The 16,028-nt window shown below is 37.5% G+C and carries 16 protein-coding genes; 12 read left to right on the top strand and 4 right to left on the bottom strand.

Annotated elements, in window-relative coordinates; translation table 11 throughout:
* Window positions 1-186: 186 nt before the first annotated feature.
* The 8 genes from JNG87_RS17980 to JNG87_RS17945 all read left to right on the top strand — a co-directional run bounded on the left by JNG87_RS17980 (window position 187) and on the right by JNG87_RS17945 (window position 9,897).
* The gene (locus tag JNG87_RS17980; RefSeq protein WP_202840105.1) at window positions 187-1,920 is read left to right on the top strand and encodes a thiamine pyrophosphate-dependent enzyme; all 1,734 of its coding nucleotides are present in this window, start codon (window positions 187-189) and stop codon (window positions 1,918-1,920) included.
* A gap of 130 nt (window positions 1,921-2,050) precedes the next feature.
* Window positions 2,051-2,533: an energy transducer TonB gene (locus JNG87_RS17975; protein WP_238349615.1), complete on the top strand. Its 483-nt coding sequence runs from the start codon at window positions 2,051-2,053 to the stop codon at window positions 2,531-2,533.
* A 177-nt stretch (window positions 2,534-2,710) separates the two neighbouring features.
* Complete coding sequence (miaB, locus tag JNG87_RS17970; protein WP_202840103.1) at window positions 2,711-4,147, top strand: tRNA (N6-isopentenyl adenosine(37)-C2)-methylthiotransferase MiaB; 1,437 nt, start codon at window positions 2,711-2,713, stop codon at window positions 4,145-4,147.
* 227 nt (window positions 4,148-4,374) lie between these two features.
* Window positions 4,375-5,172, top strand: coding sequence for a hypothetical protein (locus JNG87_RS17965; protein ID WP_202840101.1), 798 nt, complete (start codon window positions 4,375-4,377; stop codon window positions 5,170-5,172).
* 36 nt (window positions 5,173-5,208) lie between these two features.
* Window positions 5,209-6,498, top strand: coding sequence for a sigma-54 interaction domain-containing protein (locus JNG87_RS17960; protein WP_202840099.1), 1,290 nt, complete (start codon window positions 5,209-5,211; stop codon window positions 6,496-6,498).
* A gap of 13 nt (window positions 6,499-6,511) precedes the next feature.
* On the top strand, window positions 6,512-7,216 hold the full coding sequence (locus JNG87_RS17955) for a hypothetical protein (protein ID WP_202840097.1): 705 nt from the start codon (window positions 6,512-6,514) through the stop codon (window positions 7,214-7,216).
* Window positions 7,206-7,757, top strand: a complete 552-nt coding sequence (locus JNG87_RS17950; RefSeq protein ID WP_110011536.1) for an LptE family protein — start codon at window positions 7,206-7,208, stop codon at window positions 7,755-7,757. The genes JNG87_RS17955 and JNG87_RS17950 overlap by 11 nt, the downstream gene beginning before the upstream one ends.
* Before the next feature lies 1 nt (window position 7,758).
* Window positions 7,759-9,897, top strand: coding sequence for a hypothetical protein (locus JNG87_RS17945; protein ID WP_202840095.1), 2,139 nt, complete (start codon window positions 7,759-7,761; stop codon window positions 9,895-9,897).
* A 36-nt stretch (window positions 9,898-9,933) separates the two neighbouring features.
* On the opposite strand, the gene JNG87_RS17940 is transcribed toward JNG87_RS17945, so the two are convergent.
* The 4 genes from JNG87_RS17940 to JNG87_RS17925 all read right to left on the bottom strand — a co-directional run bounded on the left by JNG87_RS17940 (window position 9,934) and on the right by JNG87_RS17925 (window position 12,506).
* A complete protein-coding gene (locus JNG87_RS17940; RefSeq protein ID WP_202840092.1) occupies window positions 9,934-10,542 on the bottom strand; it encodes a DUF4126 domain-containing protein in 609 nt (202 codons plus the stop codon).
* Between the two features lie 242 nt (window positions 10,543-10,784).
* Window positions 10,785-11,156 carry a ribonuclease P protein component gene (gene rnpA / locus JNG87_RS17935; RefSeq protein ID WP_202840091.1) on the bottom strand — a complete coding sequence of 124 codons (372 nt, stop codon included), beginning with the start codon at window positions 11,154-11,156 and terminating at the stop codon, window positions 10,785-10,787.
* Window positions 11,156-11,887 (bottom strand): ThiF family adenylyltransferase, encoded by a 732-nt coding sequence (locus JNG87_RS17930; protein ID WP_110011532.1) that lies wholly within the window; start codon window positions 11,885-11,887, stop codon window positions 11,156-11,158. Before JNG87_RS17930 ends, rnpA begins: the two co-directional genes overlap by 1 nt.
* Window positions 11,880-12,506 (bottom strand): TatD family hydrolase, encoded by a 627-nt coding sequence (locus JNG87_RS17925; protein WP_202840090.1) that lies wholly within the window; start codon window positions 12,504-12,506, stop codon window positions 11,880-11,882. Before JNG87_RS17925 ends, JNG87_RS17930 begins: the two co-directional genes overlap by 8 nt.
* A gap of 96 nt (window positions 12,507-12,602) precedes the next feature.
* Between JNG87_RS17925 and JNG87_RS17920 the strand changes: the two genes are divergently transcribed.
* The 4 genes from JNG87_RS17920 (at window position 12,603) to coaBC (ending at window position 16,026) form a co-directional block, all read left to right on the top strand.
* On the top strand, window positions 12,603-13,232 hold the full coding sequence (locus tag JNG87_RS17920) for a TetR/AcrR family transcriptional regulator (RefSeq protein ID WP_034692722.1): 630 nt from the start codon (window positions 12,603-12,605) through the stop codon (window positions 13,230-13,232).
* A 103-nt stretch (window positions 13,233-13,335) separates the two neighbouring features.
* Window positions 13,336-14,331, top strand: coding sequence for an outer membrane protein assembly factor BamD (locus tag JNG87_RS17915; protein ID WP_110011530.1), 996 nt, complete (start codon window positions 13,336-13,338; stop codon window positions 14,329-14,331).
* Window positions 14,332-14,373: 42 nt separating this feature from the next.
* The gene (locus tag JNG87_RS17910; protein ID WP_029298198.1) at window positions 14,374-14,697 is read left to right on the top strand and encodes a DNA-directed RNA polymerase subunit omega; all 324 of its coding nucleotides are present in this window, start codon (window positions 14,374-14,376) and stop codon (window positions 14,695-14,697) included.
* A gap of 123 nt (window positions 14,698-14,820) precedes the next feature.
* Window positions 14,821-16,026 carry a bifunctional phosphopantothenoylcysteine decarboxylase/phosphopantothenate--cysteine ligase CoaBC gene (coaBC, locus tag JNG87_RS17905; RefSeq protein ID WP_202840089.1) on the top strand — a complete coding sequence of 402 codons (1,206 nt, stop codon included), beginning with the start codon at window positions 14,821-14,823 and terminating at the stop codon, window positions 16,024-16,026.
* Window positions 16,027-16,028 lie beyond the last annotated feature (2 nt).

Here is a 16,028-nt window from a genome sequence, read left to right as displayed (position 1 = left end):
AAATGAAACCTCACGGGTTTTCAAAACCCGTGAGGTTTCAATAGAATCAAAATTAAATTACAATTTTTTAACATCGAGTTAGGGATGGAGTCTCAACTTTATTAGTTAAATTTGATAGAGATAGGAAGATTTTCTTCTTCTCAAATACTATTTTCACCAAAAAATAACCACCAAAACAGACTAATTATGGCAAAAAACATAGCAGAGCAGATTGTTGAAATGCTCGAAAATGCCAATGTGAAAAGAATTTATGCAGTAACCGGCGACAGTCTCAATCATCTGAATATTGCCGTTAAAAAAAGCAGCATCCAATGGATTCATGTAAGACACGAAGAAGTAGGGGCTTATGCCGCAGCAGCAGAGGCTGAGCTTGATGGTTTGGCAGTTTGTGCCGGAAGCTGCGGCCCCGGACACGTTCATTTGATCAATGGAGTGTATGAAGCTCATCGCTCCCATGTTCCTATGCTGGTGATTGCCTCCACCATTCCCAGTGATGAAATGGGCATGGATTACTTTCAGGAAACCAATACGATAAAGCTGTTTGATGACTGCAGTTATTATAATCAAATGATTACAAGACCTGAACAGGTACAGAGAACCGTGCAGACCGCCATTCAGCATGCTATATCCAAAAAAGGAGTTGCGGTCATAGGTCTTCCGGGAGATGTTTCTGAGCTGGATGCCGAAGATGGCTCTACTTCCACCCAAATCTTTAAAACCAATCCTGTGATAAGACCATCGGATGATGAGCTGAAAAGTTTGTCGGAACTGGTGAATAAAAGCAAAAAAGTAACCCTATACTGCGGGATAGGTGCTGCTGAAGCACGTGATGAGGTGATCACTTTGTCAAAGCTGTTAAAGGCACCTGTAGGATATTCATTCCGCGGGAAAATGGCTATTCAGCCCAATAATCCAAATGAAGTGGGACTTACAGGTCTGTTAGGATTTCCTTCAGCCTATCACGCCATGCATGAAGCTGATCTCGTCATTCTCCTGGGGACGGATTTTCCTTATCAGAAATTCATGCCTGTAAAAAATAAAATCGTCCAGATTGATGAAAGTCCTGAAAGATTAGGAAGAAGAGCAAAACTGGATTTAGGACTTGCCGGAGATGTCAAAGAAACCATTAAAGCATTATTGCCGTTACTTGACGAAAAAACGGATGTTCATTTTCTGAATGAACAGCTGGCATTTTATGATAAAGTAAAAGAAAACCAGTTGGAATATGTAAAAGATTCTGGAAAAGAGAACGCCATTCAGCCGGAATATGTGGCCCACACTTTAGATAAACTTGCTGAAAATGATGCTATTTTTACCGTAGATACCGGAATGTGCTGCGTTTGGGGAGCCCGTTTTATTACAGGAACGGGGGAAAGGAAGATGCTGGGATCATTTAATCATGGCTCAATGGCTAATGCGATGCCAATGGCGATAGGTGCTGCATTGGCACATCCTGAAAAACAAGTGATTGCCCTTTGTGGAGATGGAGGGTTATCTATGCTGTTAGGAGATATGGCTACTATTTTTCAGTATAAATTACCAATCAAATTAATTGTTTTCAATAACAGAACCCTGGGAATGGTAAAGCTGGAAATGGAAGTTGGTGGAATGCCCGACAATGAGACAGACATGATTAATCCTGATTTTGCCATGATCGCGCATGCCATGGGATATCCGGGAAAAAATGTCCATCTCCCCAAAGATGTGGAAAGCGCTATCAAAGAATGCCTGGATTACAAAGGACCTTATCTTCTGAATATTTTTACGAATCCCAATGCGTTGGCTCTTCCTCCGAAGGTTGAATTTGATCAGATTATGGGAATGACAAAGTCTATGGCTCAGCTTATGCTTGGCGGTAAAATGGATGAGGTTTTTGAAACGGTGAAGACCAATTATAAACATATCAAAGGCCTGCTATAATAAGAAAAGAAATAATCAGACAGTTGTCTGATATTCAGAAACTATATATAAAACTTCATGCTTTGCGTGAAGTTTTTCTTTTTTATACATAAGCTAAATATTTACCTTTGTTTATTATTAGGAAACAAGCATGAGAACTATATTTTTATTTTTGGCTTTATGTGCAATGAATTTTTCACTGGCGCAGGATCAGGAAGAAAGGGATGATTCTTTTATCAGAGAGAGTAATAAAAATCTTTTAAAAATAGATATTAAAGAACCCTTTATGCAGGTTGCTGTAAAATGTAATGATTTTAAACCCGCTGCTTTTGAAGGAGGTGTTGCAGCCTACAAAGATATCCTGAACCGATATATGTATGCGTACCTGAATTCTGATTTCTATGCTTTGACGGGAGATTTTACCTTTACCTTAGTGCTTGATGAAAAGGGAAAAGTAACAGATGTGAAAGGAATGCCTAAGGTGACCAACAGCGAAGTTTTCTTTGACGATATGCAGTACGTCGTAAGAAGGATAAAGAGAAACTGGATTCCGGCGTCTTGTAACGGGAAGCCAGTAGCCTCACAGATTAAAGTTAAAATGAACTTTTCTTCAATGTCTGCAGATATCGATTAGGATTATTAGTTTTCTTTTTTAAAATTAAAGTAATGGGAGGCTCAATGAGAGAATTCCAATACTTTTTCAATTTATGATTTTGTTAAAATAATAGCGCTGACATTCTGTCACAATATTTTGTATCTTTGCAAACTTATTCGTTCGTAATTTTAAATTACGAATCTTAAATCGATTATCGTGCAGGAAAAATATATAGACGAAACAAAACAGGGCGAAGCTTTTGCTATTGCAGAAAGACCGGAGAACTCTAAAAAACTGTTTTTAGAAAGCTATGGCTGTCAGATGAATTTCTCTGACTCTGAAATTGTTGCATCCATTCTTAATGAACAGGGGTATAATACAACGATGAAAGTTGAAGAAGCCGACCTGATTCTTTTAAATACATGCTCCATCCGCGAAAAAGCGGAACAGACCGTAAGAATGCGTCTTTCTCAGTTCAAAAATCTTAAAAAAGAAAGACCGAATATGACGGTTGGTGTTCTGGGATGTATGGCAGAAAGATTGAAAACCAAGTTTTTAGAAGAAGAACAATTGGTAGATCTTGTTGTAGGTCCTGATGCCTACAGAGACTTACCGAACCTTTTGAAAGAAACTGACGATGGAAGAGATGCCATCAACGTTATTCTTTCCAAAGAAGAGACGTATGCCGATATCAATCCTGTCCGTTTAGGAGGAAACGGTGTTACCGCTTTTGTTACCATTACAAGAGGTTGTGATAATATGTGTACATTCTGTGTGGTTCCATTTACCAGAGGAAGAGAAAGAAGCCGTGATCCACACTCTATTATTGAAGAATGTAAAGATCTTGCCAATAACGGATATAAAGAAATTACCCTTTTAGGACAAAACGTAGACTCTTACCTTTGGTATGGAGGAGGTCCTAAAAAAGATTTTGCCAAAGCATCTGAAATGCAGAAAGCAACAGCCGTAAATTTTGCGCAATTGCTTGATCTGGTAGCTAAAGCTGTTCCTGAGCTGAGAATCAGATTCTCTACTTCCAACCCTCAGGATATGAGTCTGGACGTATTCAGAATGATGGCAAAACATGACAACATCTGTAAATATGTACATCTTCCTGTACAAAGCGGAAGCAATAATATGCTGGAAGCGATGAACAGACAACATACCCGTGAAGAATATCTTGATCTGATCAGAAAAGCAAAAGAAATTGTTCCGGAAGTAGCATTTTCACAGGATATGATCGTAGGATTCTGTAATGAAACAGAAGAAGACCACCAGGATACCTTGAGTCTGATGAGAGAAGTGGAATATGACTACGGTTATATGTTTGCGTACTCAGAAAGGCCGGGAACTCCTGCTCACAAGAAAATGGAAGACAATATTCCGGCTGATGTGAAGCAGAGACGTCTTGCTGAGGTTATTGCCCTTCAGGGAGAGCTTTCAAAACAAAGAATGAAATCCTATGTTGGAAGAGAGCATCAGATTCTGATTGAAGGAATTTCCAAGAAAAATAAAAACCAGTGGAAAGGAAGAAACTCTCAGAATGCCGTATGTGTCTTCGATAAACTGGAAGGACAGAAAATAGGTGACATTGTGAACGTTTTTGTGTATGACAATACGCAAGGCACACTTTTAGGGAGAACAGTTGAATAAAATTAAGTTTCAGGGTCCAAAGGAATTTGGACAGACAAGCGAAAAGATGCTATCACTGAAAAATTTAAAAAGAAAATATATATTCTAAAAAAAATCAACGGGTATATTACCGTAAGATTTTTAGTAAATTGTTACGCAGTTTACAAAATCACTCGAAGGCTGGATGCCGGAAGAGATAAAAGGTTTAAAAGTAGATTATTATCAGGATTTAACCTATAAAATTGAAAATGGAAAAGTTTCAGAGGTATTACCTTAGCTTTTTGTTACTTATCGTTTACACCAATACTATTGCACAGGTCAACTGTAATGCAGTAGAGGGTGAGAACTGCAAAAAAGCTTGTGAGTTATACAACTGGGCTTCAGATTTACAAAGTTTCGCAGAATCTCAGGAAGGCTTTGACAAAACCACTGAATTGTCTTCTGATTTCTCTCATGTATATATGGAAAAAGCCGTTCCATATCTTAAAAACGGAGATTTTGTAACCTGGAAGATTCTAATAGATAAAGCAGTTACCTTAGATCCCGGGATGCACCCTGGTTACAGAGGCTGGACAAAGTTTCAGTTTCTGAGAGGCTATAGAAGTGCAATTCAGGATTTAGAAGGTTTAAATATATATGAGCCTGGAGACTTAGGAAGGTCTCAAAACGGAGACTATAGTACGGACTTAGTAAGAGCGATGTCCTACAGTGCTTCAGGACAGAAAGAAAAAGCAGCTGGGATTATAGAAAGGCTTCTGGCTGCCAGAGGTTATGCGAAGGGAATGTTTGATCATTATCAGCTGGGAATTACCTATCTTGAGCTGGGAAGATATGACAAAGCCCTGGAAAATTTTGAAAAACAAAGCAAAGGGTACGGCTTTGCTGAGAATACATACTTTAAAAGTAAAGTTTCTAAGATCAGAAACAAAGATTATTTGGATTTAAACATGTTAGCCCTGCAAACGTATGATGAAGGAAAGACCTTGAAAGCTGTCTGCACTCATCAATTTAACAAGGTCTACACACAACAGGTTGAAGTGCTGTAGAAGATTAACATTCAATCAATAATCAAAAATTTACTTATGAGCAACGAGCTACAAAACATAAAAAACCGTTTCGGAATTATCGGAAACTTTCCTGCACTCAATCGTGCCCTGGAAAAATCTATCCAGGTTGCACCCACAGATATCTCTGTACTTGTGATTGGAGAAAGTGGGGTGGGAAAAGAATTTATTCCGAAAATCATTCATTCAGAATCCAGAAGAAAACATCAGCCTTATATCGTGGTAAACTGTGGAGCCATTCCGGAAGGAACCATAGACTCTGAGCTATTCGGGCACGAAAAGGGAGCTTTTACAGGAGCTACAGCTACAAGAAAAGGATATTTTGAAGTGGCAGACGGCGGAACCATCTTTTTGGATGAGGTAGGAGAACTTCCCCTGCAGACTCAGGTACGTCTTTTAAGAGTGCTGGAAAGTGGTGAATTTATGAAAGTAGGTTCTTCACAGGTGCAGAAAACCAATGTGAGGATTGTGGCAGCTACCAACGTTAATATGATGAAAGCCATCCATGACGGAAGGTTCCGTGAGGATTTGTATTACCGTTTGAATACTGTTCAGATTGATATGCCTCCTTTGAGAGAAAGAAAAGGAGATATCCATTTGTTATTCAGAAAATTTGCAATAGATTTTGCTGAAAAATACAGAATGCCGGAACTGGAGCTGGAGCAGAGTGCTGTTCACTATATAGAAAGTTATTCTTTCCCAGGGAACGTCCGCCAGCTAAGAAATTTAGTGGAGCAGATGACCGTTGTGGAAAGAAACAGAAATATTACTGCTGAAAAACTTGCCGAGTATATTCCGATGGAAACCCATCTCCCAATGGTCGTAAATACTCAAAGTACTCCCAAGCAGAGCGATTTCGGAAGCGAAAGGGAAATCATGTATAAAATCCTGTTCGATATGAGGAATGATATTAATGATTTAAAATCCTTAACTTCGGAACTGATCAAGAACAGAGGTACAGCAGATCTGAGCAATCATGAGAAAAATCTGATCAACAGAATTTACACTTCTGATAGTCAGTCACAAGTGAATTCCGGGTCGATGTTATATTTTGAAAATAATAATGATACACCGGCCGTTCAGACTCCTACGATTATTTCAAATCCTGATGACAGCTATGAAGATATTGAAGATATCGAAATTGAAGAAAACAGACCGGAATCACTTTCTCTTCAGAATAATGAAAAAGATTTGATTATCAAGGCTTTGGAAAAGCACAAAGGACGTAGAAACAGAGCTGCAGATGAACTGGGAATCTCACAAAGAACTTTATACAGAAAAATAAAACAATATAACCTGGAAGATTAGCACAACATAAATAATGAAAGTCAATTTAACACCTAAGCCGATCAATTTTAAACTCGGAGAATATATTAATAAAGGTTTCGAACTTTTAAAGAAAGATTTCGGAAATATTTTTGTAGCATTCTTAATGTGCTTTATCATGTCGATCATTCCGTTCTGCGGAATATTAGCGATGGGTAATTTATACAAATACCTTCAAAGGCTGAACAGAAACCAGCCGGCAAGTCCCGGAGATATCTTTGATTTTAAAGATTTTATGCCTTATTTTATGCTGCAGTTAATTGTTTTCGGAGGTGTTTTACTGCTTTACATTCCTTTATTTGCTGTGCTGGGTATATCAGGTGCTTTATCTGAGGGTAATGAACCCAATCCAATGGTAGCATTTTTTGTGTTTCCCTATATGTTTTTATTGATTGGAGCGATATATTACTTTGTATTAAAGGGTTTTTATATCATACCATTAATCAGTCTTAAAGGCATCAGGGAAGTAAAAGAAGCATGGGTTATTTCAAAAATAATGACCAAAGGAAATCTATTGTCAATCTTCCTTTTCTCTGTAGTAGTAAGTATTTTGGCTCAGATTGGGATTATTGCCTGCGGGATAGGAATTTTTCTTACCTTACCATTCTTATATACAGCAAATTATTTTGCTTATGAAGATGCTATTCAACAAATTGAGTATGATGAAATTACGGAAATCGGATTTAAAGATGGATTTTAAAATTAAAAATATAAGCCTGAAACAATCATTATTTACGGGAATGCTCTTTGCGTTGCTGGGAGTTTTAAATTCATGCTACAGTTTTACGGGATCGTCTCTTACAGATGAGAAAACAGTTCAGATCAATGAATTTCCCAATAATGCACCGCTGGTAAATCCTGCATTATCACAACAGTTTTCTACAGCAATACAAAACAGATTCCTTCAAAGAACAACTTTGAAGGGAACGAAAGAAAATCCGGATATCCTGATTGAAGGAGAAATTACAGACTATTCCATTACGCCTACCACCATCAGCTCCAATACCCAGACCAACCCTTCTGGTGGAGTGATTCAACAGGCACAGAATAAACTTACGATTACGGTAAAGGTACATTATGAAAATAAAATCCATCCGGATGCAAGTTTTGACAGAACGTATTCTGATGAAGCCGCTTTCAACAGTGATGTATCCTTAAGTCAGATCGAAGACCAGCAGGTAAAACTGGTAACAGATAGAATTATTAACAAGATATTTAACGACATTGTAGCGAACTGGTAAGATGAATCCGAGAGTTTTAGAATTAATAAAAAATCCGAAAAATATTCAGTCTGAAGACCTTGGTCTTTTGAAAGAAGAGATTCACACTTTTCCTTATATTCAGAATATCAGGGCACTTCACCTGTATGGCGTGCATCTGTACGAAAAAGAAAACTATCAGAAAGAGCTTTCTACAACAGCTGCGTATACTACTGATAAGAAAATTCTGTATCAGTTGATTAACGGGAAGATCAAACAAGAGCCCAAACCGGAAATTGTTGAAGAGAAGAAACCTTTTGCAACAATCGAAAAGCCTGCTCAATTAGCTCCAAAGGCAAAATCTTTCCCTATTAAAAGAGAAGAAGATATTTCTTTGGAAAAGCCATCGGAAGAAAAAGAAAATACTTGTGTATTACCAATCTCACAGGAAGCTAAGCCTATTTATGTAAAAGGTGAACGAAACAGAATTTTATTTGAAGGAGAAGAAAACTTCCTGGATGAAGTAAATTCTGAGACCATCGATATTGAATCTACCCTTGAATCAGGAACTCTGGTAACACAAAAGACAGATACTGTAGTTGAAGAACCGGTTAAGGAGGAAGCAGCATCCATACAGACTCAGGGTGATGAAAATGGAGGAGAGAACTTTACACGGGAAACCATCATTCACGAAGAGCAGATTTCTTCAGAAAAAGAGGAAGAAAAGATTGAGGAAGAAGAGAATGTCAGCTTCCATGAAGTAGTCCCTTTAGCACCGGAACTACATATTGAAGAGGCGGTAGCAGAAGAACCTGTAAAAGCTGAATCAACAGCACATAAAACGGAAACTGTTTCTGAGGAAGAACCTGTTCAGCAAGAAGAAATACAAGTTGCAGCAGAAGAGAACGCCGGAGAAAACTTTACACCGGAAACCATCATTGACGAAGATCAGATTTCTCTTGAAAAAGAAGAAGAAAATGGTAATGAAGAAGCGCCTTCAGCGAAATTATCTGATGCGGAAGTAAGCTTCCATGGAACAGAATCGTTTATGCCGGAAGTTAAAATCCAGGCCAACAACGAGGAGATTTCTGAAACAGCTGAAGTATCTCAATCCAATGTAAATAAACATGAGGAAGAGATGAGACGCCTTATTGAAGAAGTTGAAAAGAAAATGAAGGAGGCTAAGCCTGTTGTTCAGGAAGAAAAAGTCGAGCCGGAAGCTTCTGAAGATCATGAAATTAGCTTCGCTGATACCCAAAGTTTCCATTTCTGGTCAACCAGTGAAGAAAAACCTGAAGAAATAAAAGAAGAGCCTGTAAAGGAAGAAGTTGTTGAAAATCAACCATCTGTAATCGAGGATGTTACATCAGAAATTGCAGAAGAAAAAATACAGGAAACAGCTGAAGTGCAGACTGCATGGAAGCCAATGAGTGTGGAATCCCATTTACCAGATTCATTGATCAGTAAAGCAGAAAAAGCATCAACCTCTGAAATTAAAACTCAGGAAACAGAAGCTGTAACTGTTGCAGAGCCGGAAGTGACTACCGTGGAGTCCAAATCAGGTGAGACAAATGAAATTATTGAAGAAACTGCTCAGGAAGAAGTTTTACCAATAGCAGAAAATTCTGAAGTTGAAAAGGATCATTCTGCTCCGGTTGAATCAGCTCAGGAAGAAAAAACGGAAACAGAAATAGTAAAAGAAGATGTTCCTGTAATGAATGTTTCTTTCTTTGGAACCGATATTTCTACCCTTAAGGTTGAAGAAAAGAAACAGGAACCTGTAGAAAAAGTACAGGAGGTTACTATGAAAAATACCACTCAATCATCAATAGACAGTAATGTTCCAGGTTTTATCAATACATGGCAGAGCTGGCTTAAGATTGACAGAACAGAAGAAACCATAAAGGACAAAGCCGAAATCAAAGAAAAGGCTATTGAAACCTTTATTGAGAACAATCCAAGAATCAGTCAGCTAAAAGAAGAAAGTACCTATGTTGTAAAAGAAAAGAACGATGATATCTCGCATTTGATGACGGAGACATTAGCTAATCTTTATTTTGAACAGAAACTCTATACAAAGGCAATAAAGGCGTTTGAAATATTAATCAAAAAGAGTCCTGAGAAAAAAGAATATTTTGAATCCAAAATTCAGGATATCAAGGACTTCAGAAGTAAAAACTAAAAAAGAAAAAGGTACTGATAAAAATAGTACCTTTTTTTATACTTTCTGAGAAGTACCTTTACTACTTCTTATTTTTTTCCAGGCCTTTCGCCCGAATACGATAACAACAATTAATGTAATGATGGCAAATATTGCGGCGATAACCGGTGCTGCCATCGCAAGAACAGACATTATACCGGCACCTGCCGTCTCCGTTGTTCCTACCATGGAATTTCCCAAACCTCCTGTAGTAGCAGTAGAGGCAGCCCTTATTCCTGCAAATCCGGAGCTGATCGTAGCTGCCGTACCTCCTCCGGCAATCAATGCCAGTGCCCATTGTGGAAAAGTCCCAAGTTCAGCAAACTGACTGGCAAATAATATGGAACCAGCAACAGTCGCCATAGGTATGGAAACAGTATCCAGTAAATGATCTACAAAAGGGATGTAATAAGCAAGGATCTCAATAACAGTAGCTATTCCTGTTGTAATAAGCGTAGGGAGACCCGCAAGCCATTCAAAATGCTCATTCATCGGAATCCAGTTAAAATAAGAAGCAAGGCTTACAACAAACATGGGAAGGAATACCCGGAAGCCTGTAGCTGCCGCCAGTCCAATACCGATAAAAGCACTGATTATATAAGAAAAATAGGGAACATTGTCTAACATATTAATTTTCAGATTTATTGTTTTCCCTAAAAATACAAAAACTATATGATATTTGGAGCGTTGTTGATTTTAGAGTTCCAGATACGGGATGCGGGGTACAAGGTTTTGAGCTTTACTATTTGTGATTTGCCAGAAAGTAAAAAGCAGATTTTATCTGTGACAACCCTGTGCGATCTGTGGGAAATAAAAAGAACTGTAAGAAAATGCCTCACAGTTCTATATTATTTCATCAGAATAGATGATTACTTTTTTTGAGCTTCACAAAGCTTGATAAACTGTGCCTCCACGTCCTGGAATTTCGGTGGCATCTCAGAAGAAACCCAAAACAGCATTGCCATAGATTTTTCTCCAAAGGCCTGCCTGAAAAGATCTTTATTCAGGCGGTAACATTCTCTCAGCAGCCTCTTGATGCGATTCCTGTGCACAGCTCTTTTAAAGTATCTTTTAGAAACAGAAACTCCGAATCTTGCAGCTTCTACCGGAAGGTTAGGTTTATCTTTCAGAACAATGATCCTTAGATTTCCACTCGTTCTCCATTTGCCTTTCTCAAAAAGCAAACTGATTTCCGTGTTTTTTTTGAGCTTTTCCGCTCTTGGGTATTTGAAGTTCTGCATTAATCTTTCATCTTTTTCACTAAATGATTAATCACTTCAGCGGCTGCATACAATCCGAAAATTGCAGGAATAAAGCTAATGGTGCCATAGAATGATTTTTTGAAATTGCTTCCGTCAGTCATTTTTAAGCTTTCCTCCTTTTGAATTTCATTGGAGAATACACATCTGATTCCTTTATTGATTTTTTCTTTCTTAAGCCTTTTTCTTACCTGCTTTGCAAGGAAACAGTTGTGGGTTTTACTGATATCCCTTACCATCACCATGCTAGGATCTGTTTTTCCTCCGGCTCCCATAGAACTTACAATCTTGATCTTTCTTCTTCTGGCAGCTTTTATTAAACAGATTTTTGGAGTTACACTGTCAATACAGTCAAGTACATAATCAAACTTTCCGGAATCAAGGATTTCATCCATTCTCTCAGGATTCAGAAACTCATTGATCCTGATTAAATTAAGTTGTGGATTGATATCAAGAAGCCTTTCAGCTACAACCTCTACTTTATGTTTGCCAACAGTAGAATGTAAGGCAGGAAGCTGTCTGTTGATATTTGTAATATCTACGGTGTCTCCATCCACTATGGTCATATTTCCTACGCCGGCCCTGGCAAGAAATTCTGCAGCAAAAGAACCTACTCCTCCTAAGCCTACTACAAGCACATTGGCCTTGATGAGCTTATCCAATCCATCTTCCTTTATCAAAAGTTCAGTCCTTTCCAGCCAGTATTTATCCATTTTTTATTGTATGTAAATTTTCTAAAATTTGTTCATTAAGTTGCCCCAGAGAAATTTCTTTTATTTCCGAAACTTTAAGGTACAATTCTCCGATATTAAAGTCTTCATTGTCAGTTTCTAAAAAGAATTTGTTTAATGGAGTGTTTTTCACAATATCCTGCAAAGATAAATTATACAAAACAGCTTTTCCAAAACTCAGGTAAAAATTATTGGCAAGAAGATCTTCTGCAATTTGACGTTTTTTATTAAAACCATGAATGATCATGGGCTGTTCGGCCTTCTTCCCCAAAGAAATGACCTCATAAAATTTTCTGACACAATGAATGATCATAGGTTTTTCGACTTCATTGGCTATCTTTATCTGTCTTAAAAAAACTTCTTCCTGGATTTTCTGATCAATAGAAACCAAAGAATCCAAACCACATTCACCGATAGCAAAACAGTTTTGAAACATTGTGTCTTCCATCCATGAAAACTGTTGTTCGAGATGGGCAACATCAATATCCTGGGGATGAATTCCGATAGAATAAGGAGAGTCAGGAGGAATTTGCTCTATGTTCAGATTATAAATTCCATTTCTGATATATTTCTTATGATGATGAAAATCAAAAAATTCCATATCCAAAAGTAAGCAATTTCAGATTTAATCTAAAATTATTAAACGATCGTTTATAAATGTGTTAAAAATTTCTTAACTTTACTCAAAGTACACTTCATGAAAAAAAAATTTACAGAAAAACAGATTCACATACTGGATATTGCAGAAGAGCTTATCGCGAAGAAAGGATATGAGGGAACTTCTGTAAGAGATATTTGTTCTAAAGCGAATATCAACGTCGCCATGATTTCTTATTACTTCGGTTCTAAAGAGAAAATGATGTCTTATCTCTATCAGTACAGAGTATTGAAAACAAGAGAGAATTTTTCAGAATTTGCGGATACCATCAAAGAAGGTAAACCTGAAATGCAGCTGCGGGAAATGATCAAGTACATCGTTTCTCAGCTTTTCAAGTATAATTATTTCCATGGTTTTGTAACCCAGGAGCTTCGTCATACGGAGAATCTTAAAGATGAACTGCTGGATTTCTATCAGCTATTCGTGAAAAAACTGGATGAAGTCATTAAAAAAGGTGTTGCATCAGGTGTTTTTACTTTTACACCCAAACCTGAAGATATTCTTACCATGATCATCGGATCCACTTTATTTGTCATCAGGAATAAAAATTTCTATGAACTCTATGTTCCGAGCAAAAATGAGGAAACCTATGCCAAAGAAGCTGAGAAAAAGGTGAGAATGAATCTTTTATTAAGTGTTTTTGCTATTTTGGGATACGCTGCAGACTAAAATTACGTTAAATATTCATAAAAAAAAATCTATTGGCAAAAAAGTTATATTTTTGCAAATTAGTAAATCGGCTGTATAATCCGAAAACTGTTGAATTTTATATATGAAAAAATATATTTTAGGTCTTTTTGCTGTAGCGGTGATTACATCTTGTGTAAGTCAGCAGGAGAGAGCAATGAGAAGTGCTGATAAAGAATTTATCTTAAAGGCAGCTAATGAAAATTTTGCCAAGAAAAAATGGAAAAATGCATTGGCTCTTTACGACAGACTTGCCAATCTTGTGGCGGGAACAGATGATTTTCCTAACGTAGGTTTCAATACAGCTTATGCCAACTATTATGACAAAAGTTATAAGCTGGCAGGACACCAGTTTAAGAATTTTGCAGTAAGTTTTCCAAAAGACCCGAGAGCAGAAGAAGCAGCATATATGTCTGCTTTATGCTACTATGAAGGTTCTATGGATTACAACCTGGATCAGTCGAGTACAGAATTGGCCATTAATGAACTTCAGGAATTCCTGAACAATTATCCCAACTCTGAAAGATCTAAGAATATCAGCCAATTAATTGATGAATTGTCTTACAAGCTGGAATTTAAAGCTTATGAAAATGCAAGACAATACTACAAAATGGGTGAGTATAAAGCAGCAAACGTAGCATTTGATAATGTTCTGGAAGATTTTCCAAGTACAAAGCTTCGTTCAAAAATTTATGATTATATCATGAAAGCACGTTATGAACTGGCGATGAAATCTGTTTATAATCTTAAAGATGAACGTATTGAGAGCGCGCTTACGTATACAAAGCTTGTAGAGAAAGAGCTTCCTAATACAGAATATTCTAAAACTGCAACAGATCTCAGAGAAAAACTGGAAAAAGAAAAACAAAACTTCGCAGTTGTTAAAAAACAAACTGAAGCCAGAATGGCGGCTTTAACGGCAAGACAGAAAAAAGAAGCTGAAAAACTGGCTGATAAGGATAAAGCTGACCAGCAGATCAAAGATCAGATCAGCAATGAAAAGAAAGCAATGCAGTTACAGAGGGACAGTGCAGCACTTAAAACACCTCCGCCGGCAGCGACTTTCAAAATTCAAAGATAATTCGTAAATTTGCCATCTTAAAATAAAAATAATTTTCTCAAAATGAGTGTAAAAGATACAAAAGCAGAAGTAAATACAATTACTTACGATAAAGATAAGATTGAAGATAAAGTAGGTTCAATCTATGAAGCTATTGTTATCATGGGAAAGAGAGCAGAGCAGATCAATGCGGAGATCCGTACGGAGCTTCACAACAAACTGGATGAATTTGCCGTTCACAATTCTACATTAGAAGAGGTTTTCGAAAACAGAGAACAAATTGAGATCTCTAAACATTACGAAAAGCTTCCAAAGCCAACTTCAATTGCTATTGAAGAATGGTTAAACGGAGATGTTTATTTCAGAAAAACAGAAGAAAGAAAGTAATCTTCTGTGTTTTAATAAATCAAGGTCATAAAGGAATTCACTTCTTTTATGACCTTTGTTGTTTTAAAACCTCATTGTGTGGGAAAAAATAAGTACTTTAGTGTTTCCAAAAATTAGAACTTAATGAGTGTTTCCGGTAAAAAAATACTTATCGCTGTCTCCGGAGGAATTGCGGCATATAAAATCCACTTTCTGATCAGGGATTTTGTGAAAAAAGGTGCCGAAGTACAGGTTATTATGACTCCTGATACAGAAAACTTTGTGACGAAACTAAGTCTGTCTACATTATCCAAAAAACCGGTGTATTCGGATTTTTACAGTGATAACGGAACATGGAACAGCCATGTGGATATGGCTCTGTGGGCAGATGTTATGATTGTTGCCCCATGTACGGCCAATACGCTGTCTAAAATGGTTCACGGGATGTGTGATAATCTCGTTATTGCAACCTATATGTCTGCAAAATGTCCGGTATTCATTGCGCCTGCAATGGACCTTGATATGTATGCACACCCTTCTACCCAAAAAAATCTGGAGCAGGCGGAAAGCTTCGGACATATTATTATTCCGGCGGAAAACGGAGAGCTGGCCAGTGGACTGATCGGGCAGGGAAGAATGGCAGAGCCGGCAACAATTGTTAATGCTGTTGAGCATTATTTTAATTCGGATATCCAATTCCGAAGCCTTGAAGGAAAAACGGTTTTAATTACTGCAGGACCTACCTATGAAGCGATAGATCCTGTAAGATTCATCGGAAACCATTCATCCGGTAAAATGGGATTTTCTCTGGCAGAAGAAGCTTCAAAAAGAGGAGCAAAAGTTATTCTGATTTCCGGTCCAAGTTCTCAGACTATAAACAATCCGAATGTTGAAGTTCATAAAGTGACTTCAGCCAAGGAAATGCTGGCCAAAGTATTTGAATTTTACGACACCATAGACATCGGAATTGCCAGTGCGGCAGTAGCGGATTATGCTCCCAAAGAAGTGGCTAAGGAGAAAATCAAGAAAAACGATGAAAACCTGACGATAGAGCTGGTTAAGAATCCCGATATTCTTAAAACAATGGGTGAAAAGAAAACCCATCAGTTTTTGGTAGGATTTGCCTTGGAAACGCAAAATGAAGAAGAAAATGCCAAAGGAAAACTGGAAAAGAAAAACCTGGATATGATTGTTCTGAACTCTCTGCGTGATGAAGGAGCCGGTTTTAAAAATGATACCAATAAAATCAAAATATTTACCAGAACAGAGAAGAAAGAATTCAATCTGAAATCCAAGGATGATGTAGCGAAAGATATTCTCAATTTTGTTGAGACTCAACTTTTAAAATAATT

This window comes from Chryseobacterium cucumeris (genome assembly GCF_016775705.1).
GTDB classification, from domain to species: Bacteria; Bacteroidota; Bacteroidia; order Flavobacteriales; family Weeksellaceae; genus Chryseobacterium; species Chryseobacterium cupriresistens.
This window is presented reverse-complemented; position numbering and strand designations above follow the sequence as displayed.

Excerpts from the sequence above, each read along its gene's own strand:
- JNG87_RS17980 (WP_202840105.1), top strand. The coding sequence starts at position 187 with ATGGCAAAAAACATAGCAGAGCAGATTGTTGAAATGCTCGAAAATGCC.
- JNG87_RS17975 (WP_238349615.1), top strand. The coding sequence starts at position 2,051 with ATGAGAACTATATTTTTATTTTTGGCTTTATGTGCAATGAATTTTTCA.
- JNG87_RS17965 (WP_202840101.1), top strand. The coding sequence starts at position 4,375 with ATGGAAAAGTTTCAGAGGTATTACCTTAGCTTTTTGTTACTTATCGTT.
- JNG87_RS17960 (WP_202840099.1), top strand. The coding sequence starts at position 5,209 with ATGAGCAACGAGCTACAAAACATAAAAAACCGTTTCGGAATTATCGGA.
- JNG87_RS17955 (WP_202840097.1), top strand. The coding sequence starts at position 6,512 with ATGAAAGTCAATTTAACACCTAAGCCGATCAATTTTAAACTCGGAGAA.
- JNG87_RS17950 (WP_110011536.1), top strand. The coding sequence starts at position 7,206 with ATGGATTTTAAAATTAAAAATATAAGCCTGAAACAATCATTATTTACG.
- JNG87_RS17945 (WP_202840095.1), top strand. The coding sequence starts at position 7,759 with ATGAATCCGAGAGTTTTAGAATTAATAAAAAATCCGAAAAATATTCAG.
- JNG87_RS17940 (WP_202840092.1), bottom strand. The coding sequence starts at position 10,542 with ATGTTAGACAATGTTCCCTATTTTTCTTATATAATCAGTGCTTTTATC.
- rnpA (WP_202840091.1), bottom strand. The coding sequence starts at position 11,156 with ATGCAGAACTTCAAATACCCAAGAGCGGAAAAGCTCAAAAAAAACACG.
- JNG87_RS17930 (WP_110011532.1), bottom strand. The coding sequence starts at position 11,887 with ATGGATAAATACTGGCTGGAAAGGACTGAACTTTTGATAAAGGAAGAT.
- JNG87_RS17925 (WP_202840090.1), bottom strand. The coding sequence starts at position 12,506 with ATGGAATTTTTTGATTTTCATCATCATAAGAAATATATCAGAAATGGA.
- JNG87_RS17920 (WP_034692722.1), top strand. The coding sequence starts at position 12,603 with ATGAAAAAAAAATTTACAGAAAAACAGATTCACATACTGGATATTGCA.
- JNG87_RS17915 (WP_110011530.1), top strand. The coding sequence starts at position 13,336 with ATGAAAAAATATATTTTAGGTCTTTTTGCTGTAGCGGTGATTACATCT.
- JNG87_RS17910 (WP_029298198.1), top strand. The coding sequence starts at position 14,374 with ATGAGTGTAAAAGATACAAAAGCAGAAGTAAATACAATTACTTACGAT.
- coaBC (WP_202840089.1), top strand. The coding sequence starts at position 14,821 with ATGAGTGTTTCCGGTAAAAAAATACTTATCGCTGTCTCCGGAGGAATT.